This window comes from Palleronia sp. THAF1, from assembly GCF_009363795.1.
Lineage (GTDB): Bacteria > Pseudomonadota > Alphaproteobacteria > Rhodobacterales > Rhodobacteraceae > Palleronia.
Map to the genome: position 1 here is coordinate 2,325,371 of NZ_CP045420.1, position 26,060 is coordinate 2,351,430.

Below are 26,060 nucleotides of genomic sequence, written 5' to 3' on the forward strand. Positions count from 1 at the left end.
CCTATTCGAACTCCATGATCACCTCGTCCACGGCAAGGCTGTCGCCCTCGCCCGCGTTCACGACAGACACGATGCCCTTGCGTTCGGCGCGCAGGATGTTCTCCATCTTCATCGCCTCGATGGTGCACAGAGGTTGGCCCTGCTGGACCTCGTCGCCTTCGGACACGTGCAGCTTCACGACCAGACCCGGCATGGGGCACAGAAGCAGCTTGGAGGTGTCCGCCTCCTCCTTCTCCAGCATCAGGCGCGCCAATTCGGCCTGTCGGGGGCTGAAGACCCTGACGACCATATCGGCCCCGCGCGTTCGCAGGCGGTAGCCGCCCGTGGCGCGCCCGACCTTCAACACCAAAGGCGTGCCGTCCACGTCGAGCACCGCCAGCGGCTGGCCCGGCATCCAGTCGGACGTGATGCGATGCGTCGCGCCATTCTCCAGACGCACGGTCGCGCCTTCGCGGTCGGCGTCGATGGTCAAAGGTATCTCTTGCCCCTGCACCACGACGACCCACTCGCTACCGACACGGCGCTCGTGGTTGTCCATCCGACCGGAAATGCGCGTGCGCCGAATCTCTGCCACACGGTTCATCGCCGCCGCCGCCGCCGCCACACGGGTCAGGTCGGCGTCGGGCAGCGTGACTCCTTCGAACCCGTCGGGGTATTCTTCTTCGATGAAGGCGGTCGTCATGTTGCCGCTGGTGAACTTCGGATGGTCCATCACCGCCGACAGGAACGGCAGGTTGTGACCGATCCCCTCCAGTTCGAATCGATCCAGAGCCAGCCGCATACCTTCGATGGCCGTGTCGCGATCCGGACCCCAGGTGCACAGTTTGGCGATCATCGGATCGTAATACATGCTGATCTCGCCGCCCTCATAGACGCCGGTATCGTTGCGCACCGCAGTCTCGCCCGTGTGCGCACCAGTCTCATGCCATTTGCCATTCTCGGCCAGCGGTCCCGCCGCCACCTCTGACGGGGGCCGATACCGCGTCAAACGACCGATGGAGGGCAGGAACCCGCGATAGGGATCCTCTGCATAAAGCCGCGACTCCATCGCCCAGCCGGTCAGCGTCACATCGTCCTGCGCCAACGCCAGCTTTTCGCCAGCCGCCACGCGGATCATCTGCTCGACCAGATCGACGCCGGTGATCAGCTCCGTCACAGGGTGTTCGACCTGCAGGCGGGTGTTCATCTCCAGGAAATAGAAGTTACGGTCACCGTCCACGATGAACTCGACCGTCCCGGCGCTGGTGTAGCCCACGGCCTGTGCCAGTGCGACGGACTGCTCGCCCATGGCCTTGCGCGTTGCCTCGTCAAGGAACGGCGACGGCGCCTCTTCGATGACCTTCTGGTTGCGGCGCTGGATAGAACACTCACGCTCGCCCAGATACAGGCAGGTGCCGTGCTGATCGGCGAGCACCTGGATTTCGATGTGCCGCGGCTGGGTGACGAACTTTTCGATGAAGATGCGATCATCGCCGAAGCTGTTGGCGGCCTCGTTCTTGGAAGACTGGAAGCCCTCGCGCGCCTCGTCGTTGTCCCAAGCGATCCGCATGCCCTTGCCGCCGCCGCCAGCACTGGCCTTGATCATCACGGGATAGCCGATTTCAGACGCGATCTTCGCGGCCTCGTCGGCATCCTCGATCAATCCCATATGGCCCGGCACGGTCGAGACGTTGGCCTCCTGCGCCAGCTTCTTGGAGGTGATCTTGTCGCCCATCGCCTCGATCGCGTTCTGCGGCGGGCCGATGAAGGCGACGCCCGCCTTGGCCAGCGCTTCGGCGAACTTCGGGTTTTCAGACAGGAAGCCATACCCCGGATGCACGGCCTCTGCCCCGGTCTGGCGCAGAGCCTCCATGATCTTGTCGATCACGATGTAGGACTGGTTGGCCTGGGCGGGGCCGATGTGCACGGCTTCGTCGGCCATGCGCACGTGCAACGCGTTGCGGTCTGCGTCGGAATAGACGGCGACGGTGGCAATCCCCATACGGCGCGCGGTCTTTATGACCCGGCAGGCAATTTCGCCCCGGTTCGCGATCAGGATCTTCTTGAACATCAGAAGTCTGCCGTATCGCCGGGCGTGCGGTTCACGACGGGGCCGGGGTTGGCGCACAACTCGGGCACAACGCCCATACAGGGATCGCCCGGCTCGAACTGGGGACCACTTCCGCCAGCCGACGGCATCGTCGTTGCCGTCGGGGCGCACCCCGCGATCGTTGCCACAAGGATCGCAGCCAAAGCCGCTTGCCAGATACCAGTCATGCCATCCCTCCAATTTTCAGGAAGGAATGCCACTTTTTATCGGGAATGCACAATCCTTAGCGACGAAGATTGCGGTAACGGGGTGATTTTGGACGCTCGCTTACACGTCGTCGCTGAGCGCGCCGACCGCGGCACCGGCGGCAGCACCGGCCACGGGCTCATCCAGCAACACTTCACCAGCAAGGCCACCACCGACGGCGCCCGTGCCAGCACGCTCGAGATCGGTGTTTCCGCAGGCAGCAAGGCCAGTGAAGGCGGCAAGGCCGAGGATAATTGCAGTCTTGGTCATGTTAACGTATCCTAATGATTACCGACTCCCAAAACAGTGACCGCGCAGAGGTTCCAATCTGTGTCGGTACAGCTGCTCAGTCGGCGAGATTGCATGACCGCGAACGAAAAGATGGCCCGGCGGGGACCGGGCCATCAGGGGAAGGGTAAACGGTATGCTGACCCACAAAGTTGCGAGCCATGCATCAGTGCTGTCCGGAAACGATAAGCCGTGCAATACCGACGCGCAGCAAATCCCACTTTGGGCCAAGGGGTGCCGATCACGGTGCAGTCTTCGGCGAAATCCCGCGCTAGTCTGCGAAGATCGTGGGGAAGGACGCGCGGGCCGCGGCCTCATCGACGCGCAGCAGCGCCTCATAGTCCGCAGGGTCGAACGGATCGTCGACCGCGACGACCTCCCGCTTGAACAGGAACGAAAGACGCCCGGCATCAAGATTGCCGCGCTCGAACGGGTCGAACCCGAAATGGTCGATCAGCGCATAGAGGAACTCTTCATCCGCCTGCTTGTCGGTGGCGCGGCGGTCGCGATAGCGCTCTCTGACCGTCAGGGGCGTGGCCCCCTTGGGATTGGCGCGTCGAACTGTGAATTGAAGGTCGGTGCCGGGCAGTCGGCCCGGAAAACCCCGGTGTTTCAGCATCTTGGCTTAACCTCGGGCGTATGGTGCGGGCCGCCGGAAGACCGCCCGCGCCAGGTAACTCAGAACTTCGAGAAGGTCGGCTCTGCGACGATCGGGGCCGGGGGAGCGGTCACGACGACCTCTTCCTGGCGGTTGCCGCAAGCGGCGACGAAGGACACGAGCGCAAAGCCCATGACGATTTTGAAGGTGTTGGACATCAGTGTCTCCATAAGGTCGGGCGCATTTCGCGTCCCATGTTCCATGAACCGCTCACCCGCGACTCTGCTGCCCTGTTACCGCATCGGAAACGCAGTGTGTAGATGGTTCTGACGCAGGTTTTCGCAATGCGTTGCGCGACTGCGTCAGAAATCACGCCACAGGCAGTCCGTGCCTTGCGGCGTATAGGCTTCGAAGAACTGGACAGCCTCGGGATCGGTCGCACCGAAGGGCACGGGGCGGTCCGCCAATGTGATCACGATGGCCTCGGGCCGCGGCTCTGCCGTCTCGACCCGCGGCAACGCGTAGGACACGCACAGGTGGGCCATGTCGGCTTCCGTGGTTACATAGTCCCGATCCGGGGTCAGCGACGGCGACACGAAGCGGTAGCGATGCGCGATCCCCATCCCCGGCGCGTCAGTGATGACATCGAGGAACTGCGCCTCGATGCCGGATGGCAGGGCGATGGTGTCGGCGGCGGCGCAAGTGCCCGACGCGGAAACCGCGACGATAGGAATGACACGCAGAAGGCTCATAGCGGTATATTGTCGTGCTTCTTCCACGGGTTCTGCAAGCGCTTGCCGCGCAGGCTGGCGAATGCGCGCGACACGCGGCGGCGTGTGGATTGGGGCAGGATGACCTCGTCGATGAAGCCGCGTTCGGCGGCCTTGAACGGGTTCGCGAAATTCGCCTCATACTCTGCCGTGCGCTCGGCGATCTTGTCCTTGTCGCCCAACTCGGAGCGATACAGGATTTCCACCGCACCCTTCGCGCCCATCACCGCGATTTCCGCCGTGGGCCACGCGTAGTTGAAATCGCCCCGCAGGTGCTTGGATGCCATCACGTCATACGCCCCGCCATAGGCCTTGCGCGTGATAACCGTGACCTTCGGCACCGTCGCCTCGCCGTAGGCAAACAGCAGTTTGGCGCCATGCTTGATGACGCCGCCGTATTCCTGGCTCGTGCCCGGCAGGAAGCCCGGCACGTCCACCAGCGTAAGGATCGGTATCTCGAAGGCATCGCAGAACCGGACGAACCGCGCGGCCTTGCGGCTGGAGTCGATGTCCAGCACGCCTGCCAGCACCATTGGCTGGTTCGCCACGACACCGACGGTCTGCCCTTCCAACCGAATGAAGCCGGTCAGAATGTTCTTGGCGTAGTCTTCCTGAATTTCGAAGAAATCGCCCTCGTCCGCGACCTTCGTAATCACTTCCTTCATGTCGTAGGGCATGTTGGGATTGTCGGGGATCACCGTGTCCAGACTGTCGTCGATGCGCTTGGGATCGTCGAAGAAAGGCCGCACCGGCGGGATCGAGCGGTTGGACAGCGGCAGGAAGTCCACCAAGCGGCGGATCTCGATCAGCGCTTCAACGTCGTTCTCGAACGCGCCATCGGCCACGCTGGACTTCTTGGTGTGGGTGGACGCGCCGCCCAGTTCCTCGGCCGTGACGACCTCGTTCGTGACGGTCTTCACCACGTCAGGGCCGGTGACGAACATGTAGGACGTGTCCTTCACCATGAAGATGAAGTCGGTCATCGCCGGTGAATAGACCGCGCCACCGGCGCATGGACCCATGATCACGCTGATCTGCGGGATGACGCCCGAGGCCAGAACGTTCTTCTGAAACACATCGGCGTAACCCGCCAGCGAGGCCACGCCTTCCTGAATCCGCGCCCCGCCCGAGTCGTTCAGCCCGATGATCGGCGCGCCGTTCTGCATGGCCATGTCCATGACCTTGCAGATTTTCTGCGCGTGGGTTTCCGACAGCGATCCACCCAGAACGGTGAAATCCTGGCTATATACGTAGACCTGACGCCCGTTGATCGTGCCCCACCCCGTAATCACACCATCGCCGGGGATCTTGTTCTCGGCCATCCCGAAATCGGTGGCGCGATGGGTGACGAACATGTCGAACTCTTCGAAGGAGTCGTCGTCCAGCAACAACTCCAGGCGCTCGCGCGCGGTCAGCTTGCCCTTGGCGTGCTGCGCGTCGATCCGTTTCTGACCACCGCCCAGCCGCGCGACGGCCCGTTTCTCCACCAACTGGTCCAGAATATCCTTCATCGCGCGTTCCTTCGTTTCGTCACAGGGCGTTGTGACGCAACTTATAGCCGTATCCGCCCGTGAGAAAGCCGAAACAGCCACGGGCGGCGATCGTCTTGGAACAACCTGGGTATTGCGAGGTAACCAAAATAAGACAGGCGGCGTTACAAAAGGCAGTTGAAACCGCTCCTACTTCCAACCAGCTCTGACCACACGACAGGAGAACAATACATGTCGACTTACACGGGTGACCGCCAGGTCTCTCTTTCCGCTATCATCGTGGGGACACTTATCTCAATCGCTCTGATGGTTCTGTTCACGCTTCTGGGTCTGTCGATCGGCGTCGCCAGTCTTGACGGTGCAAACCAAGGTCTCGGGATTGGCGCTGCGATCTACCTGGTCGTGACACAACTGGTCTCCTTGGCCGCAGGTGGTTTTGCCGCGTCCCGTCTGCTGGATACATATGACACGCCCGCCGCAGGCATGGCGGGCGTTTCCGTATGGGCGCTGGCTACCATCGTCCTTGCGGTTGGCGGTATCGGGACCGGAGCCTCCGCGATCAATTCGACCGCCAATCTTGCCGGACAGGTGTCCAAGGGCGCGGCCGGGGCCGTTCAGGCGATCGCGCCGGATGACCTTCAACTGCCCGACATCTCGGACCTGGCGAACGACATTTCCCTGTCCAATCTGCCGCCCGAGCTTCAGCAGGCGCTGGAAGAGGCGGAGATCACGCCCTCGGCCCTGCGGGCCGAACTTGGCGAGGCCTTTCGCAACGTGATCTCGGAACAGGAATTGTCGCGCGCGCGCTCCATTGTCACATCCACCGCGTCCGATGTAATTACCCGACCGTCCAGTTTCGCCGAGGAAGTGAATGCCGCCATCGACGAACTGGTCGGTGGAGAGAACGCCGTTCTGAGCGAAGAGGATCTGACCCAGGCCACGAATACGCTCCAGCGACGCCTCGGCATCACCGATGCACAGGCACAGGAACTGGTTGCGTCCGTTCGAAGCCAGTATGACTCTGCCATTGAGACACTGCGCCAGAGTGTAAACGATATGCAGCAAAACCTCGTCTCGGCGGCAGAGACCGCACAGTCGGCCGTCGCGTCGGCTTCCCTGTGGCTCTTCATCGCGTCACTTCTGGGTCTGGCCGCGGCAGCCGGCGGCGGCGTTCTGGGACGCCGCACCTAAGCAGATCGAAATAAAACACGATTGTCCCTGACGGGACAATCGCCCCCATCACCCGATGGACGCGGGAAGACGATCGTCCTAAGTCCGCTCGATGAGCAGCCTTGCACCCTCCCGATTTCTGGACCGCACGACGCCCCCCACGGTGGCGACGATGATCCTGCTGACATCTCTTGGCGCGCTGGCGATGAACCTGTTCTTGCCGTCACTGCCGAACATGACGGCCTACTTCGACACCGAATATCGCATCATGCAGATCGCGGTGGCGGGCTATCTGGGCGTCACGGGCCTGCTGCAACTGATTATCGGCCCGATCTCTGACAAATACGGACGGCGCAACACGCTGATGGGCGCGGTGGCGATCTTCGTGGTCGCCTCCATCGGCTGCGTTTTCGCCACGACGATAGAGGTTTTCCTGGCCTTCCGTCTGTTACAAGGCGCCATCGTCGCCGGCATGATCCTGCCCCGCGCCGCGCTGCGCGACATGTATTCCACCGATCAGGCAGCCAGCATGATGGGCTGGGTCACGATGGGCATGGCCGTCGCCCCGATGCTGGCCCCCGCGTTGGGCGGAGTGCTGGATGGCCTGTTCGGCTGGCAGGCGAACTTCGTGACGCTGATGGCCTTGGGAGTCGCGGGCCTGTGGCTGGTCTGGGCCGATATGGGCGAGACAGCGGCCCCCAGCACCGAGTCCATCACCCAGCAATTCGGCCACTACCCCGAACTTCTGACCGCCCCGCGCTTCTGGGGGTACGCGCTGACCGCCGCCTTCGCCTCGGGCGCGTTCTTTGCCTATCTAGGCGGCGCGCCCTACGTCGGCTCATCCGTCTACGGCATGTCGCCAGAGCGTCTGGGCATCTACTTTGGCGCGCCCGCCGTCGGTTACATGGTCGGCAACGGACTGTCGGGGCGCTATTCAAATGTTTTCGGAATTCAGCGCATGATCATGACGGGCACAATCGTGACCGTCCTGGGACTGAGCGCGGGCCTTCTGGTCGACCTTGGCGGCATGCGTCGGCCAGAGACGTTCTTCGCCTTCATGATCTTCGTGGGTCTTGGCAACGGCTTGGTGATCCCGAACTCGATGGCCGGAATGCTCTCTGTACGCCCCCGCCTTGCGGGTACAGCATCCGGTCTTGGCGGCGCGCTGATGGTCGGCGGCGGAGCTGGCCTGTCAGCACTCGCAGGCATCCTGCTGGAACGCGGGGAAGGTGCCGCGCCACTTCTATGGCTGATGACCCTGACCTCCCTCGCCTCGGTCGCGTCGATCTGGTTCACGATCCGACGGGAAAAGCGACTGGCAGCACGGGGGGACTTGGAAGCGGCGGAGTAAAGCAGCTTGTTTAAATTAAAATAGATATAGCGAAGTTTGCCACCCAAACGTCTGCTTTGAGCCCGAAGTGTCGCGCTGCATTTTGGAGCGGAGGCGGACTCGACACTTTGACAGGAGCGCTGCATCGTTAGAGCTACTATCAAATGGATTACGCGAGGTCAGATGGAGTTGGTTGAGCAAGCAGACGAGATTTTTTTAGATTTCGCTCGACGATTCAACTTGGTCTACGAGCGAAAGACTTATGGAGATGGAGACACCTGCCTTTTTTTCGGACAACAGGTCGGTTTACAAGAAAAAGTATGGATGTGCTTCGGCTCTGGACTCATAGCCAAAAGATGACGGCAGCGGCGAGGGCGATGGCTGAGAGGAAGACCGTGGGGCTTCTGTCGTAACGCGTGGCCACGCGTCTCCAGTCTTTCAGGCGACCGAACATGATCTCAATCCGGTTGCGCTTTCGGTAGCGGCGTTTGTCGTATTTGACCGGGGTGTCGCGTGACTTCCGGCCAGGGATGCAGGGCTTTATCTTCTTGTTGATAAGGTCTTCGCGGAACCAGTCCGCGTCGTATCCTCGGTCCCCCAAGAGCCAGTCGGCGTCCGGAAGACTGCTCAATAGAGCTCTGGCTCCAGTGTAATCGCTGGCCTGTCCCGCCGTCATGAAGAACCGGATAGGCCGCCCACACGCGTCCGTCACGGCGTGCAGCTTGGTGTTCATGCCGCCCTTCGTGCGTCCGATCAGGCGTCCACGCCCCCCTTTTTCGACCATAGACTCGAGGCCGTGCGATGCGCTTTCAGATACGTGGCGTCGATGGAGATCGTCTTGTTGTCGGGCGCCTCCGCCGCCAAGCCAGCCATGATCCGCGCGAACACGCCCATATCGCTCCACCGCTTCCAGCGGTTGTAAAGCGTCTTGTGGGGGCCATATTCACGCGGCGCATCTCGCCATCGCAAGCCATTGCGATTGATGAAGATAATGCCGCTCAGGACCCGTCGATCATCGACGCGGGGCACGCCATGGCTCTTGGGAAAGTAAGGCCGCAGCCGCTCCATCTGAGCCTCGCTCAGCCAGTATAGATCACTCATCACGCCCCCTTTGGTTCAGGGGCAGTGAATCACGCGGGCCGCAGAGCCTCAAGCAGATCAATGGGTCCTGACCCTCGGGAACGTTAACGAAATTTCTTATGGCGTTGGAGAGTTTTTTGGTGGTAGCGCCTTCCCCTGTCCCGCTGCTTTCGATGATTTCATTGAGAATATGAATGGCATTCTGTCTGGAGAATTCCGCATTCGTTACGGAATGTTCCGTTCAGTTCTTGAAAAGCAAGTTGGCGAATCGTGGACTATTAGGGCGAGGTATTCAGGATTAAAATGGAACGGTTTTCGGTTCCAGATTTTCGTCAACTCTCCTCAAACCGCAAGCTGAGAACGGCGGCTTCGTCCGCATAGCCGACCTTTCGGAAATCTGTTTCTCACCCAATCTCTGGCGCGTATCTCAGGATCACCGGCACAACCAACTCTTCTTCATCTACCAGATGCCGGTTCAGGAACGCGCCGAAGTCGGTCAGCCGGTCGTCCAGCGTGCCCGCTGCCACCTTCGGGTCATTCCCCGACAGCCCGCGCAGCATGGCGTTGGTGTCCTCGGCCAACCCGTTCAGATGGCCGTCCAACGCGTGGTGGTCCGCATCCAGCAAGTCGAATCCGCGTTCCAGCCGCGGGTCCAGCCCCTGCAGCACCGGGAAGTAATGCGCGTCTTCGATGTTGTGGTGGGCGTGCAGCTCCGACAGGAACATCTGCGCCAGCCGCGCGGCGTTGCGGCCGTAGCTGCGCGCGTCCATCACGTCGTCCAGATAACCGCGCGTGCCGCCCTGCAGCTTTTCCAGCAGCTCGCGGAACATCAGATGCCGTTGCAGCCAGAACCGCGTCAGGGGCGAGAAGTTCGGGTGCGCTTCCCAGGTGCCGCGGGGCAGTTCCTGCACCAGAACGCGCAAGGCGTCTGGCAGGGCGTCGCGCTGTTCCAGCGCCGTCATGTCTGTGTTGGTCATGCCGTGCAGGTAAGCCGCGCCCCCCTTTCGACCAACCCCCGGGTCGCCTAAATCGGGATCATGCGCTGTTTCCTTGCACTCGACCCGCCCGACACTCTTCGTGACGCCCTTGCCGCTTTGCAGGACGGCCTGCGCGTGGGGCGGTTGGTGGACGAGGATGATCTGCACCTGACGCTCGCCTTCATGGGCGACATGGAGCTTGATGCGCTGGACGAGCTGAACCTCGATCTGGAGATGCTGCGCCCGGGCCCCGTGCGGATCGAGGTTACGGGGCTGGATACGTTCGGATCGATCAACCCACGGTCGCTGCACGCCTCGGCCCGCCCGCATCCCGAACTGGACCACCTGAACCGCAAGGTTGAAACGCTGGTGCGCCGTGCAGGCCATCCCCTGCCCCACCACCGCTTCGTCCCGCACATCACGCTCGCTCGCTTTCGCCACCGGATGCCGCCGGAGGATCATGTGAAACTGGGCCGCTTCCTGTCGGCCCACGGCAACTTCCGTTTCGACCCGGTCAGCGTGGACCGGCTGATGCTGTACCAGTCGACCCTGACCGACGACGGCCCGCGCTATGATCTGCTGGAAGAGTATGCGCTGGCCTGAGACGCGCACGAGAAAAGGGCCGCGCAGTCCGCCGCGCGGCCCCTATAAAAATTTAGCCCGGTTCAGACTTCACCCGGCTCGTACCAGTCGCCGATGCGGACTTCGGTCTCTGCATCGGTCTCGGCCATCAGTGACGCGAACTCTTCGGGGTCTTGCGTGCCGCCGTCGCGGCCACGGTAGTGGTAGGGGTACACGTAGGTCGGCGCGAACTCTGACACCGCGTCCGCCGCCTGATCCGCCGCCATGGTAAACGGCAGGTTCATGGACACGAAGGCCAGATAGATGTCCTCAAGCGCGCGCATTTCGGGGGTGCCTTCGGTATCACCAGAAATGTAGATCCGGCGTCCGCCGATCTCGAAGACGTAACCGTTGTCGCGGCCCTGCGGGTGAAAGTCCAAGCGGCCTTCGGTGATGTTATAGGCGGGGACCGCCTCTACCATCAGACCAGAGACATCGACGCTTTCGCCGTTGGCCGCCTGCTGGGCCTTCATCTGAAGATCGGGCGGCAGCATGTCGTAGACCGCGATGTTGGTCACAAGTTGGGTTGCCGCCTTCGACACCGCCTGGATCGTCTCCGCATTGTAGTGATCGCCATGCTCATGGGTGATGAAGATCATGTCCGGCTCTGGGAAGTCGGCGTATTGTGACGCATCACCCACCGGGTCAGCGTAGATCACGCCGATCGGCGTCTCCAGCACGACGCTGGCGTGGTTCACCGGGTGAACGACGATCTGGCCGCCATCGACCTCGAATGTGTTCCCGCCATGGGCCGCAGCCTTGGCAGTGAATGGCAGGATCACCGAACCGCCAAGGGCAGCGCCGGTGGCAAGGAAAGTGCGTCTGGTCGTGGACATAGGGAAACCTCCGTCGTCCGTTGGGTCTGGGGCGACACTTAGGGCGTCTTGGCCGCAGGTCACTCACGTGCGCGGGAACGCGCACCCCGCCCGCCACGTTGCTCCGTCATGGCATCGGATTTGAGCGATATCTTGGACGACCTGCAATCCTTGGCCGATGCCGAGGGGCAAGTCAGTTTGGGCGACGTGGTCGAAAAAATCGGCCCGCGCGGTCGCGGCGCGTTGCTTCTACTTCCGGGTCTTCTGGGCGCGACGCCGGTGGGTGCCATACCGGGTGTTCCGACGATACTGGGCTTGTTCACCATCCTGATCGCCCTGCAGATCGTCATGCAGCGCAGCAAGTTGTGGCTGCCGGGCTTTATTCGCCGCCGTTCGGTGTCTGACGGAAAACTATCGAGCGCGATATCCAAGTCGCGCGGCCCGGCCCGCTGGATCGACAGACACTTCGGCAAGCGCCTGCAGGTCCTGACACAACAGCCAGCCACCACCATCGCCGCGCTGTTCTGCATCGCACTCGGCGCGATTCTGCCTCCGCTGGAGGTGGTCCCCTTCGCCGCCCTTTTGCCCTTTGCCGCAATCGCCCTGCTCGGCATTGCACTTACATTGCGCGACGGTTTGCTGATGGCCGTGGCCTTCGCGGCGAGCGGAGGCGCGCTTTACGGTGCCTGGACGTTGGCGTTCTGACCGCGCGTTTTCGGCGAAGCCATGACCACGAAAGTCGAGATGGATTGAACCTGCGGCAGATCGCCCAAGATGTTCGTATGGAAGGTCTTGTAGGCTGCAATGTCCGCAACCTCCACGCGTAGCAGATACTCTGATGCACCCGTAATGTTGTGACATTCGACCACCTGATCGGCCGTTGCCATCGCCGTCTCGAAAGCCGCCTGCGCGTCTCGCGTGTGGGTGCCCAAACCGACGGTCACGTAGGCCACGAACCCCAGCCCCATCGAGCCGGGATCCAACACGGCACGGTAGCCCGCGATCACGCCCGAACGCTCTAGCGCCTGCACGCGGCGCAGGCAGGCCGATGGCGACAACCCGACCTTCTCGCTTAGCGCAAGATTCGAAAGTCGCCCATCGGCTTCAAGAGCACGCAATATCGAAGCGTCAATTCGGTCCATTCAGAACAATATACGTCGTAAAATCAGATTGAGTAGAGAACTTTGCAACCAAATACACCCAGCTGCGCGCTATATTAGCTCCATGACACAAGAAAATTTCATCGCCCTCGCCCTCTTCGCCATCGTCTCGACCGGCACGCCGGGACCGAACAACCTGATGGTCATGGCCTCAGGTGCCAACTTCGGTGTTCGGCGCACCTGGCCGCACATCCTCGGCATCGCCATCGGCTTTTCCGCGATGATCTTCCTCGTCGGCGCAGGGCTGTCCCGCGTGTTCGAGGTGGTCCCATGGCTCGACACGGCCCTTCTGATCGCGTCCGCTGTGTTCCTTGCCTACCTTGCATGGAAGATCGCGACCGCAGCACCACCGGACCCCGACGCGCCGCGCGGATCGCCGTTCACTTTCGTGCAGGCGGCCGCGTTCCAATGGGTGAACCCAAAGGCCTGGGCCATGGCGCTGACCACCGCGACCGTCTACGCGCCCGGCGCTGCTGCCACCGCTGGAATGGTCTTCGCCGCCGTGGCCGTGCCTCTGATCGTCCTGTGGGCCATCGCCGGTCGCGGCGTTGCCCGTTTTCTGACCGCTCCCCGTGCCCTGCGCGCCTTCAACTGGACAATGGCCGCCCTTTTGATCGCATCGACGCTGCCCGCACTTATGTGACATGACAAACGGGTGACAACGCCTGCGGTCGGGCGTATGCAGCGGCGACTCTTCCAGCACCGGACCTGCCATGCCCGCGATGCCCTTGTTCCACCCGTTCGAGCCGCGCGACGACGACAAACTCCGCGAGGAATGCGGCGTCTTCGGCGTCACCGGCGTGTCAGAGGCCGCGAACTTCGTGGCTCTTGGCCTGCACGCCCTGCAACATCGGGGGCAAGAGGCTGGCGGCATTGTCAGCCACGACCCCGAGCATGGGTTCAACTCTGCCCGCCGCTTTGGCTACGTGCGCGACAACTTCACCAAGCAATCGCTGATGGAAACACTGCCCGGCCCGCTCGCCATCGGTCATGTGCGCTATTCCACCACCGGATCGAAGGGTCAGACCCAGATCCGCGACGTGCAGCCGTTCTTCGGCGAATTCTCCGCCGGTGGCGCGGCGATTGCCCACAACGGCAACATCACCAACGCCGACGCCCTGCGGCGAGAGTTGATCGAGCGCGGCTCGATCTTCCAGTCCTCCAGTGACTCCGAATGCATCATCCACCTCATGGCGCGTTCGTTGCAGCGCAAGGTGCCGGAGCGCATCCAGGACGCCCTGCGCCGTGTCGAAGGTGCGTTCTCTATCGTGGCGATGACGCGCACCAAGCTGATCGGCGTGCGCGACCCGCTGGGCGTGCGCCCCCTGATGCTGGGCCGCGTGGGTGATGGCTGGGTCCTTTCGTCCGAGACCTGCGCGCTCGATATCATCGGCGCCGAATTCATCCGCGAAATCGAGCCGGGCGAGATGGTGGTGATCGAGAACGGCGAAGTCGCCTCGCATCGTCCGTTCGCACCGCAAAAGTCCCGCTTCTGCATTTTCGAGCATGTCTACTTCAGCCGCCCCGATTCGATCCTTGGCGGGCAATCCGTCTATGAAACCCGCCGCCGCATCGGCGTGGAACTGGCCCGCGAAGCCCCGGTAGAGGCCGACTATGTCTGCCCCGTCCCCGACAGCGGCACCCCAGCCGCCATCGGCTACAGCCAGGAATCTGGCATCCCCTACGCCATGGGGATCATCCGCAACCAGTACATGGGCCGGACCTTCATCGAGCCGACCGAGCAGATCCGCAACATGGGTGTGCGTCTAAAGCTGAACGTGAACCGCGCGCTCATTCGCGGCAAACGCATCGTGCTGGTGGACGATTCGGTCGTGCGCGGTACGACAACGGTGAAAATTCGGGAAATGCTGCTGGACGCCGGTGCCGCCGCCGTCCACTTCCGCATCGCCTCGCCCCCCACCGCATGGCCGTGCTTTTATGGCGTCGACACTCCCGACCGCGAAAAACTGCTCGCCGCGAACATGGACGAAGACGAGATGTGCGCGCACCTCGGCGTCGACTCGCTCCGCTTCATCTCTCTCGACGGTCTGTACCGCGCCGTCGGCGAAGCCGAGGGCCGCGACCCCGCATCGCCCCAGTATTGCGACGCCTGCTTCTCCGGCGAGTATCCGATCACACCGACGGATCGGATCGAGAAGGGCTTTCAGTTGAAACACGTCGCGGCGGAGTAACTTCTTCTACCTCAAGCCAGAAACGCAAAACGCCGCTCCGAAGAGCGGCGTTTTTCATTGTAACACCGTGGAAGAGACTACCGCTTCAACGTCTTCAAACCACCGGCCACCAACAAGGCAGCCAGGACGGCCTTCAGCGCGTCACCGATCAGGAACGGCTGCATCCAGCCGGACCACAGGGCGGCGGCCTCGGACGAGGCCCAGCTTGCGTCGACGCCCATCGCGGAGGCGACGGCCAGCGGCCAGGCAAGGCCAGGCACGTACAACAGCACGGATGCGGCCAGCGTGGCGCCGAGCATCACCAACAAGGACGCGCGGGCGGCAAGCCCCGCGATATAGGCCATCGCGACATAGCCCAGAAGGAAACCGCCGGTCGGTCCGGTCATATAGGCCAGCCCGGCACCGCCATTCGCGAAGACCGGCAGGCCCATCGCGCCCTCGGCCAGATAGGTCAGCACGGCCAGCGCGCCCATGCGCGGACCCAGCGACAGACCAACCGTCAGCACGGCTAGCGTCGACAGAGTGATCGGCACCGGCCACATCGGCACGGCGACCTGCGCGGCGATCGCGATGAACAGCGACGCGGCGACGATCAAGGCGCCCTGCTGCCAGAGCGTCTGATCCGGGCGGCGAAGAAGGGGGGTCGCGTGGGTCATGTCGGTCTCCTGTTGGCTTGTGTCCGTTCTTCACCCCACGCGGGTCCGCGTCAAGCCGTCTTGCCTATTGGCCATCTTTTGACCATCACGCGGGCCATGGAAAAGATTGCCCTTATCACCGGCGCGTCTCGGGGCCTTGGGGCCGCACTGGCCGAGACGCTGGCTGCCACGCACCACGTCGTCGCCGTCGCCCGCACCACCGGCGCCCTGGAAGAGCTGGACGACCGCATTCAAGCCGCCGGCGGCAAGGCTACGCTGGCCCCGATGGACATCACGAACGCCGACGCGATGGCGGTTCTGTGCCGTGGCATCCACGATCGTTGGGGACACGTGGATGTCTGGGCGCACACGGCCGTCCACGCCGCCCCCCTGTCGCCCGCGCCCCACGTCGCGGCGAAGGACTGGGAAAAGAGCGTCGCGATAAACGCCACCGCCACGGCAACGCTGATCCGCTTCGTCGAGCCGCTGTTGCTGGCCGCCGAGGCCGGGCACGCGTTGTTCTTCGAAGACGCGCGCGGTGGGGTCAAGTTCTTCGGCTCTTACGGCGCGACGAAGGCGGCGCAGATCGCGCTGGCCCGAAGCTGGGCGGCGGAAACGGCCAACACCGCACCGCGCGTGTCGGTGCTTGATCCGGCGGCGATGCCCACGGCAACGCGCGCCCGGTTCTTTCCGGGAGAGGATCGCTCCGGGCTGGCAGAACCGATGGCAGAGGCGAAGCGGCTGTTGGCGCAGGCGGGGATTCAAGACGCTTAGGAGATCGCCCGCATCGTGGGGGCGGTTCGGGCGCTACCCGGTCGTACACACCGGGCGGAAGGCCTGTTCGACAGATCGCGCTTTGACAGAGTCTCCCTTGCAACGGTCGCTTCCCGGACCGCGCCGCCGTATTGCCGCCTCTGCCGCCCACGCCTAGACAGGTCCAAACCGCAGCGGGGTCCTCATGCGCATTCTCATCACCAATGACGACGGCATCGCCGCGCCCGGCCTGCAGGTCCTGACAGGAATCGCCACCGAAATTGCGGGCGATGCGGATGAGGTTTGGACCGTCGCCCCCGCCTTCGAGCAATCGGGCGTCGGCCACTGCATCAGCTACGCGCGGCCCACCATGGTGCAAAAGCTGGAAGACCGGCGCTACGCCGTCGAAGGCTCTCCCGCCGATTGTGTGCTGGCCGCGATCTACGACATCATGCCGGACCGCCCCGACCTGATCCTGTCGGGCGTGAACCGGGGCAACAATGCCGCCGAGAACGTCCTGTATTCCGGCACCATCGGCGCTGCGATGGAAGGCGCGCTGCAAGGCTGCGCTGCCATCGCCCTGTCGCAATATTACGGCCCCAACAACAACGCGCTCGATGATCCGTTCGAGGCCGCCCGCGTCCACGGTGTCGAAACGGTTCGTCGCCTCATCGACGGCGCGCAGTGGGACAGCGCCGATTACCGCCTGTTTTACAACGTGAACTTCCCGCCCTGCGCCGCTGCCGACGTGCAAGGCCGCCGCGTCACCGCCCAGGGATGGCGCACGGACGCCGATCACGGCATGACGCCCCATATTTCCCCTTCCGGTCGCCGCTTTCTCTACGTCACCGGCGGTCCGCAGCAGACGCCAACCGCGCCCGGCACCGATGTGGAAGCGAACCTGCGCAACTTCATCTCCATCACCCCCATGCGCGCCGATCTCACGGCCCATGATCTGGTCGCCTCGCTCAAGGACACGCTCGAATGACCTTCGACGCCGAAGCGCGGATGCGGCTGCTGTTCGCCCTGCGCTCGAACGGGATCACGGACGAGCGTGTGCTGAATGCCATGGAAAAGATCGACCGCGCGCGCTTCGTGCGCGGCGTGTTCCAGCCGCGCGCCTATGACGACACGCCCCTGCCCATCGAATGCGGGCAGACGATATCCCAGCCCTCGGTCGTTGGCATGATGACCCAGGCGCTGGACGTTCGGCCCCGCGACAAGGTGCTCGAAATCGGCTGCGGCTCTGGCTACCAGGCCGCGATCCTGTCGCAACTTGCACGGCGCGTTTACACGCTGGAACGCTACAAGCCGCTGGCCCGCAGCGCGCAGACGACCCTGCAACAGCTGGATATCTCGAACGTCACCGTGCTGGCCGCGGACGGCGCGGTCGGGTTGCCCGAACAGGCCCCGTTCGACCGCATTCTCGTGACGGCGGCGGCAGAAGACGTGCCACCGGCCCTATTGGCGCAATTGCGCATCGGGGGTATCATGGTGGTGCCCGTGGGGCAGTCCGATCACGTGCAGACGCTTCTGAAAGTTACCCGAACCGAAGCAGGACCGGACTATACCACGCTGGGCGAGGTGCGCTTCGTGCCCTTGGTCGAGGGCATGGGAGACGGCTAAAACGACGCGGCCAAATCGCTGGCGGCAGGGGCAAAGGCAGACGGGACGCGCGCTTCGGCAAGAAAGCGCCGCCCGTGAACAGGAAGGGACGCAAAGATGATCCGCAGGACAGGAGCCACTGGGCTGTTGCTCGTCACCGCACTTGGCCTATCGGGTTGCGCCGAGAACGGCATGATCGACTTCGATCTGCGCGACAACATGGGTATGGCCTTCGATACCAGCCCCGCCGTCGCCCGCGTCGCCGCGCGCCCCACGCCCGACAATCGCGGCATCATCAGCTACCCAGGCTATCAGGTGGCCGTCACACAGCGGTCCGAGACCATCAACGACGTCGCCGCGCGTCTGGGCCTGAACGGGGCAGAACTATCCCGCTTCAACGGCATCCCTCAAGACGTCGTGCTGCGTAAGGGAGAGATCGTCGCCCTGCCGAACCGCGTGGCCGAACCCTCGCCCGCCACCGGCGCGCCGGTCACCGGCCCGATCCTGCCACCCGCAGCCCCGATCACGACGACATCACTGGAAGACCGCGCCACCGCCGCCATCAACCGCGGCGAGACTGCGCCCACCCCGGTCGCCCAGCCCGCCACACGCGCGCCTGCACCCGCAAACACCGGCATCGAGCCGGTGCGCCACAAGATCAGCCGCGGCGAAACCGCCTTCTCCATCGCCCGGCGCTACGGCGTTCCGGTGCAAGCACTCGCCGACTGGAACGGTCTGGACGGTCAGATGACCGTGCGCGAAGGCGCGTTCCTGTTGATCCCGCCCGTCACCGCCGTCCCAGCCGCGCAAACCACACGCCCCGGACAAGGCAGCGTCGCCCCGGTACCGCCCTCCTCCACACAGCCCCTGCCAGACGAAGAAGCCACCCAAGAACCACCGAAAGAGACGCCACCTTCCCCCGCGCTAGAGGCAGAGACGACCACCGCCTCCCGCTCGGACTCCGCGTTCTCATACCCGGTTCAAGGCAGCGTCATCCGCGCCTACGCCCCCGGTAAGAACCAAGGTATCGATATCGCCGCCGCCGCAGGCACGCCGGTCAAGGCCGCAGCCTCCGGCACGGTCGCAGCCATCACGCGCGACACCGATCAGGTGCCGATCCTCGTCGTGCGCCATCCGAACAATCTTCTGACGGTCTATGCTGGCGTGGACGGTATCACGGTCAGCAAAGGCGACAGCGTGAAGCGCGGCCAGACCATCGCGGAAGTTCGCGCAGGCTCTCCCGCAGCGCTACATTTCGAGGTACGAGAAGGGTTCGAGGCCGTCGATCCGGCGGACTACCTGGACTGACAACCCGCCGGGAGCAGCCGATCGGGCAACCTACCCCAGCCGGACGCCCCGGCGCCCCGCCAGGTCGGTGAAGTACTGCCACGCGACACGGCCGGACCGCCCCCCGCGCGTCGCCTGCCACTCGATGGCCTCGGCGCGCAGGGTGGCGTCATCGATCTCGACCCCATGCGCGTCGCAATAGCCCCGGATCATCGCAAGATATTCGTCCTGATCGCAGGGGTGAAAGCCCAGCCACAGACCGAAACGATCCGAGAGGGACACCTTCTCTTCCACAGCCTCACCGCCGTGGATTGCGCGCGACGACTCGTTCTCGATCATGTCGCGCGGCATCAAGTGCCGACGGTTCGAGGTCGCATAGAACAGCACATTCTCTGGCGGCCCGGCGATCCCCCCGTCCAGAACTGCCTTCAACGACTTGTAATGCTGATCGTCGTGGCTGAACGACAGATCATCGCAGAACAGCAGGAAGCGCAGATCGGGCGCGGCGCGCAGATGCTCCAGAAGGTGCCCCACCGATGGCAGGTCCTCGCGCTGCAACTCGACGATCTTCAATGGCGCATTCTGCGCCACGTCGGCATGGACCGCCTTCACCAAAGAAGACTTGCCCATCCCCCGCGCGCCCCACAGCAGCGCATTGTTCGCCGGGAAACCGCGCGCGAACTGCCGCGTGTTTTCCAAAAGGATATCACGCGCCCGGTCGATCCCGACCAACAGTGCCACATCCACGCGGCTCACTTGCTCTATCGGCACCAACCGCTCGGGGTCCGTCTGCCACAAGAATGCGTCGGCCGACCCGAAATCAGGAGCTTCCATCGGACGGGGCGCCATCCGGTCCAACGCATCCGCGATACGGGTCAGATCGTCCACGCGCCCCTCCTTCTTTCTTTTCTCAAATACTCATCGACGGGATATCAGGGGCGCTTCGTGTCGTCCTCTGGCTCGTCGTCGGCAAGGTCTTCGTCGTCGTCGAAGTCGTAAAGCTCTTCGTCTTCACCCAAGACACCCTCGGCCCGCAATTCTTCGGTCCGCTTTTTCTCGACGCGGCGCACAAGGAAGATGGAGATCTCGTAAAGACCGTAGACCACGACGAACAGGATCACCTGCGTTATCACATCGGGCGGCGTCACCAAGGCGGCCAGCAGAAGGATGGCCACGACGGCATACTTCCGAACGGCACCCAGCCCGTGCGACGTGACCAGCCCCGCCTTGCCCATTAGCGTCAGCAGAACCGGCAGTTGGAAGCACAGCCCGAAGGACACGATGAACTTCATCGTCAGGTTCAGGTATTCCTGCGCCGAACCTTGGAACACGACCGACAAGGGTGCTGCCTGATCCGGCAGAACAGCCTCTCCGGTCTGACCAAACTGCTGGAAGCCCAGGAAGAAGTCGTAAGCCAGAGGGGTGACGACGTAGAACGCGAAGGACGCGCCGAGCACGAACATGAACGGTGAGGCAACAAGAAACGGCAGCATTGCGCCCTTTTCCTGTCGGTACAGCCCCGGTGCCACGAACCGCCACATCTGGTAGGCGATCATCGGGAACGCTAGGAACAACCCGCCCAGTAGCGACACCTTGATCGCGACGAAGAAGCCTTCCTGCGGGCTGATGAAGATCAGGTCACAGTCCTGCCCACGCTGGGAAAGCTCTTGGCACAGCGGCCCTGTCAGGAAGTTGAAGATGGGCGTGGCGACCGTGAAGCACAGCACCATGCCGATGATAAACGCGATGGCGGACCGGATCAGGCGCGTGCGCAACTCGGCCAAGTGCTCGATCAGCGGCGCCGCGCTATCTTCGATCTCGTCGTTGGCGCTCATTCTTTGGGTTCATCCGCTGTCAGGGGCGTATCGGCGGCGGTGCCGGTGTCTTTCACAGGCGCGGCGGGTTCAGGCACCGCGTCCGGAGCGGCAGCAGTCTTCCGCGCTTCCATCCGCTTCGCGGCGGCGGTCTGGATGCGATCCCGCTCTGCCTGCCGTTCTTCGCTTAGAGCGCTGGTGTTCGGCCCGGCCTTGCGCGGCGATTTCATGGGATCCCACTTCTCGAAATCTCCTGCCGCGTCCTTCAGCTTGTCCAAGCCAAATTTCTTCGGGTTCGCCATTCCTTTGAGATCGCGAGAGATATCCTTGACGCCCGACTCATCGGCAGCGTCTTCCATGGCGCGCTGAAAATCGCGCGCCATGCCTCGCATCTTGCCGGTGAACCGGCCCAATTGGCGGAACATCCCCGGCAGGTCGTTGGGCCCCACCACGATCAACGCGACGACTCCAATGACCAAAAGCTCGGTCATGCCGATGTCGAACATGGCGCGCGCCCCCTAAGGCCTGAAGATCAGCTCTTGTGGGTTTCGCTGTCCGAGGTCTGCACCATCGGCGTTTCCACCTCGTCGTGCGACTCGACGCGCTTGGCTTCGGCTTCGGACTCGTCCTTGCCTTCGCCGACGCCCTTCTTGAAGGCAGTAATGCCTTTGCCGACTTCGCCCATCAAGGACGAGATCTTGCCGCGTCCGAACAGGACAAGGACGACAACGGCGATAAGCAGCAGGCCCGGTAGGCCGATATTGTTGAGCATGGGTCTCTCCCTTTCGCCCCGGCTGGAACGCACCTTACCTAAGCGATCGTGCGGCAGAGTTGAAGGAGCAATCGCTCACGATTGCGGTGGCAGATGCACGGCCTCGCCCGTAGCCGCAGATTTCTGTGCCGCGAGCCCCATTTCAACGGCCCGCGCGCCGTCCGCCAGCGTCACTTCGACCTCCGCCCGGCCCAAAACAACCTCCCTGAATCGCTGGTGCTGATAGAAGGTCGCGCCGTTATGATCACCTGCTTCCAGCAACCGCGGATCGACCGGAAGTTCCAGCGTTTCCGGCCCCTTGGGATGGCGGGGGCTGACCACAAGCTGCGCCGTCGGGCTGGGACCAAGCGCTTCGGGCCAGAAGCGCGTCGGTCCAGGCACGAACGCCTCGACCTTGCCCGCGTGACCCGTCAGCGCGATCTCTTCCTGCCAGCGACCGCCCTCGGCGAACATGCACAACTCCAGCATCGCCCGCGCACCACTTTCGAAATCAACCAGCACGTATCCGCTGTCCAGAATGTCCGGCACGCGATCCCCGTAAACCTCGTCCTTGTGGTTCAGTTCCTGCCCCGCGCTGGCCATGATCCGTACCGGCTCGGACTGCAGAATCAGGCGCATCAGATCGAAGAAATGGCAGCATTTCTCGACGAATGTGCCGCCGGTGAAAGCGTTGAAGCGGTTCCAGTCACCGACCTTGTCCAGAAACGGAAAGCGATGCTCACGAATCGACAGCATGCGCGGTGCGCCGGTCGCGCCGGTCGCCTTGTCGATCAACGCGGCGATGGGGGGCATGTAGCGGTATTCCATCGCCACCCAGACCGGGGCCGGATAGTCGATCGCCGTCAAGGCCGCGGCCTGATCTTCGCTTGTGTACAACGGCTTTTCGATCAACAGCGGCAGGGCCCGGCGCTGCGCAATCTCCATCATTTCAGGGACATGCAAAAAATTCGGCGATGCGATGACCAGCGCATCCAGCGGGTCGTGCGCCAGCAGCTCGGCAATTGATCCGTATTGCACCGCATCCGGTACCAGCGCGCGGGTATGCCTTGCCATACCGGGGTCAGGCTCCAGGAATGCGACGACCTCGGCCCCATCCAGAAGCGCGATATTGCGGATGTGCTCTTGCCCCATCATCCCGCATCCGATGATGCCGTATTTGACTATTTCGTGCATTCGCAGCCCTGACCTTCGTCGCGTTTACCCGCCAACTATTCATTTCCGTGCATCACGATGAGCATGGGAACCCGGCTTCGCCCGCCGCTTCACTAACCGCAATTGATGCACCCCCACAGGGCTGCTACGCAAGCAGCATAAGGAGCCTTCCCATGACCGTTGTCCCTGTCACCTCAGCCGATCTCGACGCCGCAGAGGTCTCTTGGTTCGCCGCCCTGTGTTCCGACGATTACACGCAGTTGGGCGTACCCGATGGTGATCTGCGGTCAAGCTGGACACACTGCCGCGACATCGCGCTGGAGGCCGAGCGTCAATCTTTTCGCAACATTTTGTGCCCATCATCCTATCAGGTCGGTCAGGACACGCTGTCATTCGTCGCCGGAATGGCACCGCTTACGGAAAGGATGAATTTTCTGGCCGCGATCCGCTGCGGAGAGATGCAGCCGATCATGCTCGCGCGCACGGTCGCGACACTGGATCACATGCTGGAAGGACGGCTGACTTTGAATGTCATCTCGTCCGACTTTCCGGGGGAGAAGGCTGACAGCGACTACCGTTACCAGCGCAGCCGCGAGGTGGTGGAGATTCTGAAACAGGCTTGGACGCAGGATACGATCACCTATCACGGACAGGTCTACGATTTCGATGCCGTCCCGACGGACCCCGCCAAACCCTACCAGACCGGCGGTCCTCTGCTCTACTTCGGCGGCTACTCTCCGTCGGCGCTGGAATTGTGCGGCCAGCATTGCGACGTCTACCTCATGTGGCCCGAACCAAAGGACCAGATCGCCGAACGGATGCGCGCCGTGAACGACGTGGCCGCCCGCTATGATCGCACGCTCGACTACGGCCTGCGCGTCCACATGATCGTGCGCGACACGGAAGCAGAGGCGAAGGAATACGCCGAACACCTGACCGCTCAGCTTGACGACGAGATGGGAAAGCTGATCCGCGAGCGCGCCCATGACAGCGGTAGCCTGGGTGTCAGCCATCAGGCCCGTGCGCGCGAATTGGCGGACCAGTTCGGCTATGTCGAACCCCACCTCTGGACCGGCATCGGCCGCGCGCGGTCGGGCTGCGGCGCCGCACTGGTAGGATCGGCGGACCAGGTCCTTTCAGAAATCGAGGCGTACCGGAAAATGGGCATCCGCTCGTTCATCTTCTCGGGTTACCCGCATCTGGACGAGTGTCGCCATTTCGGCCGACTGGTCATGCCTCAGTTGACAACCTGCTCGCTACCCCATGTCTACGGTCGCGTACCGGACACCACTCCGGCCACGCCCCTTGGAACAGGAGACCGCCGCTGATGGACCGCGTCAGACTTTCGCCCGACCTGGAGATCAGCCGCATCGTTTACGGCATGTGGCGGCTGGCCGATGACGGCGCCGACACGGCGCCCAAAGCCGTGCAGGAAAAGATCGAAGCCTGTCTCGAACAAGGCATCACCACCATGGATCAGGCCGACATCTACGGCGGATACATGGCCGAAGAAGTGATGGGAGCCGCGCTGACACCCAATCTGAAACGCCAGATCGAGGTTGTCACGAAATGCGATATCGTCGCGCCGGCAGGGCGTCACGCGAAGGCACGCATCAAGCACTATGACACCAGCCGCGCGCATATTGTCCGCTCTGTCGACACCTCGCTGCGGCTGATGGGGATCGACCGGATCGACCTTCTGTTAATCCACCGCCCCGATCCGTTCATGGACCAGCACGAGACGGGCCGAACGCTGGACGCGTTGGTCGCTCAGGGAAAAGTCCGCGCCGTTGGCGTGTCGAACTTCAAGCTGCACGACTGGACCCTGCTGCAATCCGCGATGACATCGCCGCTGGTGACGAACCAGATCGAGATGAGCCTTGGCCACGTTGCCCCTTTCACCAACGGCGATCTCGCCTATCTGCAAGAGCGCAACGTCGCACCGATGGCATGGTCGCCCTTGGGTGGCGGCGCACTGATGACTGGCACCGGCGCGCTGGAAACCGCGATGGACGAAGTCGCCGCACAGGCCGGCGTGGACCGTGCCGCCGTTGCGGTCGCCTGGCTTCTGGCGCATCCGGCCGGTATCGTTCCGGTCCTTGGCACCAACAATCCGCGCCGCATCCGCAGCATCTCTGACGCGGAGAGGGTAAAGATGGATCGAGAAACATGGTTCCAGCTTTACACCCACGCTCTGGGCCAAGAGGTTCCATGACCGACCTTCAGCCATTCACGCAACGCGAGCTGCGCGACGCTTTCTCGCGTTTCGCCACCGGCGTCACTGTCGTCACGACGGAGGCCGCGTCCGGGCCTCTGGGCATCACCGCGAACTCCTTTACCTCGGTGTCTCTGGACCCGCCGATGGTGTTGTGGCTGCCCGCCAAATCCTCGCGCCGTTTCACGCCGTTCACCGATTGCAAGACCTTCGCGATCCACGTCATGGGCGCCGGGCAAGAGACGATCAGCAACGGCTTCGTATCCGAAGGCGATCTGTTCGACGATCTCGACTGGACCCGAGCCGATGACGGCACACCGCTGATCCAGGACTGCCTAGCCCGCTTTCACTGCGAAACCCACGCGGTGCATGACGCGGGTGATCACGCCATCGTCGTCGGCCGGGTTTTGGACGCGCAACACCGCAAGGGAGATCCGCTGATCTTCGCGCAGGGCCGCTATGGGGGGTTCGCATCGAGCTAGTCGAGCGGGCGATCCTCTACCTTCAACATCATGCGCCGGTCCTCGACCCATCGGATGCCCACCAGCCCGACGGCCAGCGCCAGAACAGCGGCGGCGATCCCCAAAAGGAACGGCCCCGTCGCCTGATCCACTTCCAGCACGATCAGCTTGCGCACCACGGCCAGCATCCCGATCACGATGACCGTGCGCAACTGGCCTAGCCCATGATCGCCCGCCACCATCTGCCGGATCGAATGCGCCAGCTCCAACGCGATGACGGCGGCAAGAACACGGTCGAAAAGGATCTGGAACTGTCCGTATTCCAGCGATCCGCCTTCCGTCAGCGTCAGCATCCAAAGCGTCGCGAAGAACGACCAGGTCGCCAGAAGCACGACGACGACCATACCCAGCAGGATCACGGCGGCGATCGCGCGCTCCAACCAGTGGTACATCCGCATGATAGCGCCGTCTTCTTCCATACCACCCTCACTTGATGACCTTAAGGAAGGATAGGCCGACACGTCACAAGGGCGAGGGTCTTGCGCGCCCGCACCGCCCCCCGTATTGGGCCAGCGATCCAATACAAGGGGACGCATCGGC

General features: G+C 63.0%; 31 protein-coding genes. 13 read left to right on the top strand and 18 right to left on the bottom strand.

Going from position 1 to position 26,060, the window contains the following annotated elements; translation table 11 throughout:
- Position 1: 1 nt before the first annotated feature.
- From FIU81_RS11460 to FIU81_RS11485, 7 genes are all read right to left on the bottom strand, one after another.
- Entirely contained in the window at positions 2–2,050 is a 2,049-nt protein-coding gene (locus FIU81_RS11460; protein WP_124112159.1) for an acetyl/propionyl/methylcrotonyl-CoA carboxylase subunit alpha, read from the bottom strand.
- Positions 2,050–2,256, bottom strand: coding sequence for a hypothetical protein (locus FIU81_RS11465; protein WP_124112160.1), 207 nt, complete (start codon positions 2,254–2,256; stop codon positions 2,050–2,052). Before FIU81_RS11465 ends, FIU81_RS11460 begins: the two co-directional genes overlap by 1 nt.
- Before the next feature lie 100 nt (positions 2,257–2,356).
- Entirely contained in the window at positions 2,357–2,545 is a 189-nt protein-coding gene (locus FIU81_RS16755; protein ID WP_172971465.1) for a hypothetical protein, read from the bottom strand.
- Between the two features lie 289 nt (positions 2,546–2,834).
- A complete protein-coding gene (locus FIU81_RS11475) occupies positions 2,835–3,182 on the bottom strand; it encodes a hypothetical protein (protein WP_124112161.1) in 348 nt (115 codons plus the stop codon).
- Positions 3,183–3,241: 59 nt separating this feature from the next.
- The gene (locus FIU81_RS16760) at positions 3,242–3,379 is read right to left on the bottom strand and encodes a hypothetical protein (protein ID WP_172971466.1); all 138 of its coding nucleotides are present in this window, start codon (positions 3,377–3,379) and stop codon (positions 3,242–3,244) included.
- A gap of 144 nt (positions 3,380–3,523) precedes the next feature.
- Positions 3,524–3,913: a DUF6497 family protein gene (locus FIU81_RS11480; RefSeq protein WP_124112162.1), complete on the bottom strand. Its 390-nt coding sequence runs from the start codon at positions 3,911–3,913 to the stop codon at positions 3,524–3,526.
- A complete protein-coding gene (locus FIU81_RS11485) occupies positions 3,910–5,442 on the bottom strand; it encodes an acyl-CoA carboxylase subunit beta (RefSeq protein WP_124112163.1) in 1,533 nt (510 codons plus the stop codon). The genes FIU81_RS11480 and FIU81_RS11485 overlap by 4 nt, the downstream gene beginning before the upstream one ends.
- 210 nt (positions 5,443–5,652) lie before the next feature.
- Between FIU81_RS11485 and FIU81_RS11490 the strand changes: the two genes are divergently transcribed.
- Both FIU81_RS11490 and FIU81_RS11495 read left to right on the top strand, forming a co-directional pair.
- A complete protein-coding gene (locus FIU81_RS11490) occupies positions 5,653–6,612 on the top strand; it encodes a hypothetical protein (RefSeq protein ID WP_124112164.1) in 960 nt (319 codons plus the stop codon).
- A gap of 91 nt (positions 6,613–6,703) precedes the next feature.
- Complete coding sequence (locus FIU81_RS11495; RefSeq protein WP_124112165.1) at positions 6,704–7,942, top strand: multidrug effflux MFS transporter; 1,239 nt, start codon at positions 6,704–6,706, stop codon at positions 7,940–7,942.
- Positions 7,943–8,264: 322 nt separating this feature from the next.
- On the opposite strand, the gene FIU81_RS11500 is transcribed toward FIU81_RS11495, so the two are convergent.
- Positions 8,265–9,022, bottom strand: a protein-coding gene (locus FIU81_RS11500) for an IS5 family transposase (RefSeq protein ID WP_152460898.1) whose coding sequence is annotated in 2 segments (ribosomal slippage) — positions 8,265–8,698 and positions 8,698–9,022 — 759 coding nt in all. Because the reading frame shifts where the segments join, the coding sequence is not laid out codon by codon here.
- Positions 9,023–9,405: 383 nt separating this feature from the next.
- A complete protein-coding gene (locus FIU81_RS11505; RefSeq protein WP_124111341.1) occupies positions 9,406–9,978 on the bottom strand; it encodes a hemerythrin domain-containing protein in 573 nt (190 codons plus the stop codon).
- Between the two features lie 60 nt (positions 9,979–10,038).
- Between FIU81_RS11505 and thpR the strand changes: the two genes are divergently transcribed.
- Complete coding sequence (gene thpR / locus FIU81_RS11510; protein ID WP_124111340.1) at positions 10,039–10,581, top strand: RNA 2',3'-cyclic phosphodiesterase; 543 nt, start codon at positions 10,039–10,041, stop codon at positions 10,579–10,581.
- A gap of 62 nt (positions 10,582–10,643) precedes the next feature.
- Here the strand turns inward: thpR and FIU81_RS11515 are convergent, their stop codons facing one another.
- Positions 10,644–11,435 carry an MBL fold metallo-hydrolase gene (locus tag FIU81_RS11515; protein ID WP_124111339.1) on the bottom strand — a complete coding sequence of 264 codons (792 nt, stop codon included), beginning with the start codon at positions 11,433–11,435 and terminating at the stop codon, positions 10,644–10,646.
- Positions 11,436–11,555: 120 nt separating this feature from the next.
- Here FIU81_RS11515 and FIU81_RS11520 point away from each other — a divergent pair, with 120 nt between their 5' ends.
- The gene (locus FIU81_RS11520; RefSeq protein WP_254695905.1) at positions 11,556–12,119 is read left to right on the top strand and encodes an exopolysaccharide biosynthesis protein; all 564 of its coding nucleotides are present in this window, start codon (positions 11,556–11,558) and stop codon (positions 12,117–12,119) included.
- Here the strand turns inward: FIU81_RS11520 and FIU81_RS11525 are convergent.
- Positions 12,092–12,556, bottom strand: a complete 465-nt coding sequence (locus tag FIU81_RS11525; protein ID WP_124111337.1) for an Lrp/AsnC family transcriptional regulator — start codon at positions 12,554–12,556, stop codon at positions 12,092–12,094. The genes FIU81_RS11520 and FIU81_RS11525 overlap by 28 nt on opposite strands.
- An 82-nt stretch (positions 12,557–12,638) precedes the next feature.
- Between FIU81_RS11525 and FIU81_RS11530 the strand changes: the two genes are divergently transcribed.
- The gene (locus FIU81_RS11530) at positions 12,639–13,217 is read left to right on the top strand and encodes a LysE family translocator (protein WP_124111336.1); all 579 of its coding nucleotides are present in this window, start codon (positions 12,639–12,641) and stop codon (positions 13,215–13,217) included.
- 79 nt (positions 13,218–13,296) lie between these two features.
- Positions 13,297–14,766, top strand: coding sequence for an amidophosphoribosyltransferase (gene purF, locus FIU81_RS11535; RefSeq protein WP_413816237.1), 1,470 nt, complete (start codon positions 13,297–13,299; stop codon positions 14,764–14,766).
- Positions 14,767–14,843: 77 nt separating this feature from the next.
- On the opposite strand, the gene FIU81_RS11540 is transcribed toward purF, so the two are convergent.
- Positions 14,844–15,422: a biotin transporter BioY gene (locus FIU81_RS11540; RefSeq protein WP_124111334.1), complete on the bottom strand. Its 579-nt coding sequence runs from the start codon at positions 15,420–15,422 to the stop codon at positions 14,844–14,846.
- A gap of 96 nt (positions 15,423–15,518) precedes the next feature.
- Between FIU81_RS11540 and FIU81_RS11545 the strand changes: the two genes are divergently transcribed.
- The 4 genes from FIU81_RS11545 to FIU81_RS11560 all read left to right on the top strand — a co-directional run bounded on the left by FIU81_RS11545 (position 15,519) and on the right by FIU81_RS11560 (position 19,067).
- Positions 15,519–16,175 carry an SDR family oxidoreductase gene (locus FIU81_RS11545; protein WP_124111333.1) on the top strand — a complete coding sequence of 219 codons (657 nt, stop codon included), beginning with the start codon at positions 15,519–15,521 and terminating at the stop codon, positions 16,173–16,175.
- Between the two features lie 184 nt (positions 16,176–16,359).
- The gene (gene surE, locus FIU81_RS11550; RefSeq protein ID WP_124111332.1) at positions 16,360–17,142 is read left to right on the top strand and encodes a 5'/3'-nucleotidase SurE; all 783 of its coding nucleotides are present in this window, start codon (positions 16,360–16,362) and stop codon (positions 17,140–17,142) included.
- Complete coding sequence (locus FIU81_RS11555; protein ID WP_124111331.1) at positions 17,139–17,780, top strand: protein-L-isoaspartate(D-aspartate) O-methyltransferase; 642 nt, start codon at positions 17,139–17,141, stop codon at positions 17,778–17,780. The genes surE and FIU81_RS11555 overlap by 4 nt, the downstream gene beginning before the upstream one ends.
- A 96-nt stretch (positions 17,781–17,876) precedes the next feature.
- Positions 17,877–19,067, top strand: a complete 1,191-nt coding sequence (locus FIU81_RS11560) for a peptidoglycan DD-metalloendopeptidase family protein (RefSeq protein ID WP_124111330.1) — start codon at positions 17,877–17,879, stop codon at positions 19,065–19,067.
- Positions 19,068–19,097: 30 nt separating this feature from the next.
- Here the strand turns inward: FIU81_RS11560 and FIU81_RS11565 are convergent, their stop codons facing one another.
- The 5 genes from FIU81_RS11565 to FIU81_RS11585 all read right to left on the bottom strand — a co-directional run bounded on the left by FIU81_RS11565 (position 19,098) and on the right by FIU81_RS11585 (position 22,805).
- On the bottom strand, positions 19,098–19,895 hold the full coding sequence (locus tag FIU81_RS11565) for an ATP-binding protein (protein WP_172971508.1): 798 nt from the start codon (positions 19,893–19,895) through the stop codon (positions 19,098–19,100).
- A gap of 83 nt (positions 19,896–19,978) precedes the next feature.
- A complete protein-coding gene (gene tatC, locus FIU81_RS11570; RefSeq protein ID WP_124111328.1) occupies positions 19,979–20,881 on the bottom strand; it encodes a twin-arginine translocase subunit TatC in 903 nt (300 codons plus the stop codon).
- Complete coding sequence (tatB, locus tag FIU81_RS11575) at positions 20,878–21,366, bottom strand: Sec-independent protein translocase protein TatB (protein WP_124111327.1); 489 nt, start codon at positions 21,364–21,366, stop codon at positions 20,878–20,880. The genes tatC and tatB overlap by 4 nt, the downstream gene beginning before the upstream one ends.
- A 26-nt stretch (positions 21,367–21,392) precedes the next feature.
- On the bottom strand, positions 21,393–21,632 hold the full coding sequence (locus FIU81_RS11580) for a twin-arginine translocase TatA/TatE family subunit (protein WP_254695906.1): 240 nt from the start codon (positions 21,630–21,632) through the stop codon (positions 21,393–21,395).
- A 75-nt stretch (positions 21,633–21,707) separates the two neighbouring features.
- Positions 21,708–22,805 carry a Gfo/Idh/MocA family protein gene (locus FIU81_RS11585; protein WP_124111326.1) on the bottom strand — a complete coding sequence of 366 codons (1,098 nt, stop codon included), beginning with the start codon at positions 22,803–22,805 and terminating at the stop codon, positions 21,708–21,710.
- Between the two features lie 152 nt (positions 22,806–22,957).
- Between FIU81_RS11585 and FIU81_RS11590 the strand changes: the two genes are divergently transcribed.
- Genes FIU81_RS11590 through FIU81_RS11600 form a run of 3 tightly spaced genes read left to right on the top strand, consistent with a single transcriptional unit; the run spans position 22,958 to position 25,481 of the window.
- Complete coding sequence (locus FIU81_RS11590; RefSeq protein ID WP_124111325.1) at positions 22,958–24,112, top strand: LLM class flavin-dependent oxidoreductase; 1,155 nt, start codon at positions 22,958–22,960, stop codon at positions 24,110–24,112.
- The gene (locus FIU81_RS11595) at positions 24,112–24,999 is read left to right on the top strand and encodes an aldo/keto reductase (RefSeq protein ID WP_124111324.1); all 888 of its coding nucleotides are present in this window, start codon (positions 24,112–24,114) and stop codon (positions 24,997–24,999) included. The genes FIU81_RS11590 and FIU81_RS11595 overlap by 1 nt, the downstream gene beginning before the upstream one ends.
- Positions 24,996–25,481, top strand: a complete 486-nt coding sequence (locus tag FIU81_RS11600) for a flavin reductase family protein (protein ID WP_124111323.1) — start codon at positions 24,996–24,998, stop codon at positions 25,479–25,481. Before FIU81_RS11595 ends, FIU81_RS11600 begins: the two co-directional genes overlap by 4 nt.
- On the opposite strand, the gene FIU81_RS11605 is transcribed toward FIU81_RS11600, so the two are convergent.
- The gene (locus FIU81_RS11605; protein ID WP_216644252.1) at positions 25,478–25,939 is read right to left on the bottom strand and encodes a phosphate-starvation-inducible PsiE family protein; all 462 of its coding nucleotides are present in this window, start codon (positions 25,937–25,939) and stop codon (positions 25,478–25,480) included. The genes FIU81_RS11600 and FIU81_RS11605 overlap by 4 nt on opposite strands.
- Positions 25,940–26,060: the final 121 nt, after the last annotated feature.

Bases quoted from the DNA above. Each gene is read 5' to 3' on its own strand.
- FIU81_RS11580 (WP_254695906.1), bottom strand. From the start codon at position 21,632: ATGCTCAACAATATCGGCCTACCGGGCCTGCTGCTTATCGCCGTTGTC.
- FIU81_RS11565 (WP_172971508.1), bottom strand. From the start codon at position 19,895: ATGGCGCCCCGTCCGATGGAAGCTCCTGATTTCGGGTCGGCCGACGCA.
- tatC (WP_124111328.1), bottom strand. From the start codon at position 20,881: ATGAGCGCCAACGACGAGATCGAAGATAGCGCGGCGCCGCTGATCGAG.
- FIU81_RS11465 (WP_124112160.1), bottom strand. From the start codon at position 2,256: ATGACTGGTATCTGGCAAGCGGCTTTGGCTGCGATCCTTGTGGCAACG.
- FIU81_RS11600 (WP_124111323.1), top strand. From the start codon at position 24,996: ATGACCGACCTTCAGCCATTCACGCAACGCGAGCTGCGCGACGCTTTC.
- FIU81_RS16760 (WP_172971466.1), bottom strand. From the start codon at position 3,379: ATGTCCAACACCTTCAAAATCGTCATGGGCTTTGCGCTCGTGTCCTTC.
- FIU81_RS11595 (WP_124111324.1), top strand. From the start codon at position 24,112: ATGGACCGCGTCAGACTTTCGCCCGACCTGGAGATCAGCCGCATCGTT.
- thpR (WP_124111340.1), top strand. From the start codon at position 10,039: ATGCGCTGTTTCCTTGCACTCGACCCGCCCGACACTCTTCGTGACGCC.
- purF (WP_413816237.1), top strand. From the start codon at position 13,297: ATGCCCTTGTTCCACCCGTTCGAGCCGCGCGACGACGACAAACTCCGC.
- tatB (WP_124111327.1), bottom strand. From the start codon at position 21,366: ATGTTCGACATCGGCATGACCGAGCTTTTGGTCATTGGAGTCGTCGCG.
- FIU81_RS11485 (WP_124112163.1), bottom strand. From the start codon at position 5,442: ATGAAGGATATTCTGGACCAGTTGGTGGAGAAACGGGCCGTCGCGCGG.
- FIU81_RS11590 (WP_124111325.1), top strand. From the start codon at position 22,958: ATGACCGTTGTCCCTGTCACCTCAGCCGATCTCGACGCCGCAGAGGTC.
- FIU81_RS11560 (WP_124111330.1), top strand. From the start codon at position 17,877: ATGATCCGCAGGACAGGAGCCACTGGGCTGTTGCTCGTCACCGCACTT.
- FIU81_RS11525 (WP_124111337.1), bottom strand. From the start codon at position 12,556: ATGGACCGAATTGACGCTTCGATATTGCGTGCTCTTGAAGCCGATGGG.
- FIU81_RS11475 (WP_124112161.1), bottom strand. From the start codon at position 3,182: ATGCTGAAACACCGGGGTTTTCCGGGCCGACTGCCCGGCACCGACCTT.
- FIU81_RS11555 (WP_124111331.1), top strand. From the start codon at position 17,139: ATGACCTTCGACGCCGAAGCGCGGATGCGGCTGCTGTTCGCCCTGCGC.
- FIU81_RS11490 (WP_124112164.1), top strand. From the start codon at position 5,653: ATGTCGACTTACACGGGTGACCGCCAGGTCTCTCTTTCCGCTATCATC.
- FIU81_RS16755 (WP_172971465.1), bottom strand. From the start codon at position 2,545: ATGACCAAGACTGCAATTATCCTCGGCCTTGCCGCCTTCACTGGCCTT.
- FIU81_RS11480 (WP_124112162.1), bottom strand. From the start codon at position 3,913: ATGAGCCTTCTGCGTGTCATTCCTATCGTCGCGGTTTCCGCGTCGGGC.
- FIU81_RS11530 (WP_124111336.1), top strand. From the start codon at position 12,639: ATGACACAAGAAAATTTCATCGCCCTCGCCCTCTTCGCCATCGTCTCG.
- FIU81_RS11515 (WP_124111339.1), bottom strand. From the start codon at position 11,435: ATGTCCACGACCAGACGCACTTTCCTTGCCACCGGCGCTGCCCTTGGC.
- FIU81_RS11460 (WP_124112159.1), bottom strand. From the start codon at position 2,050: ATGTTCAAGAAGATCCTGATCGCGAACCGGGGCGAAATTGCCTGCCGG.
- FIU81_RS11505 (WP_124111341.1), bottom strand. From the start codon at position 9,978: ATGACCAACACAGACATGACGGCGCTGGAACAGCGCGACGCCCTGCCA.
- FIU81_RS11495 (WP_124112165.1), top strand. From the start codon at position 6,704: ATGAGCAGCCTTGCACCCTCCCGATTTCTGGACCGCACGACGCCCCCC.
- FIU81_RS11585 (WP_124111326.1), bottom strand. From the start codon at position 22,805: ATGCACGAAATAGTCAAATACGGCATCATCGGATGCGGGATGATGGGG.
- FIU81_RS11545 (WP_124111333.1), top strand. From the start codon at position 15,519: ATGGAAAAGATTGCCCTTATCACCGGCGCGTCTCGGGGCCTTGGGGCC.
- FIU81_RS11540 (WP_124111334.1), bottom strand. From the start codon at position 15,422: ATGACCCACGCGACCCCCCTTCTTCGCCGCCCGGATCAGACGCTCTGG.
- surE (WP_124111332.1), top strand. From the start codon at position 16,360: ATGCGCATTCTCATCACCAATGACGACGGCATCGCCGCGCCCGGCCTG.
- FIU81_RS11605 (WP_216644252.1), bottom strand. From the start codon at position 25,939: ATGGAAGAAGACGGCGCTATCATGCGGATGTACCACTGGTTGGAGCGC.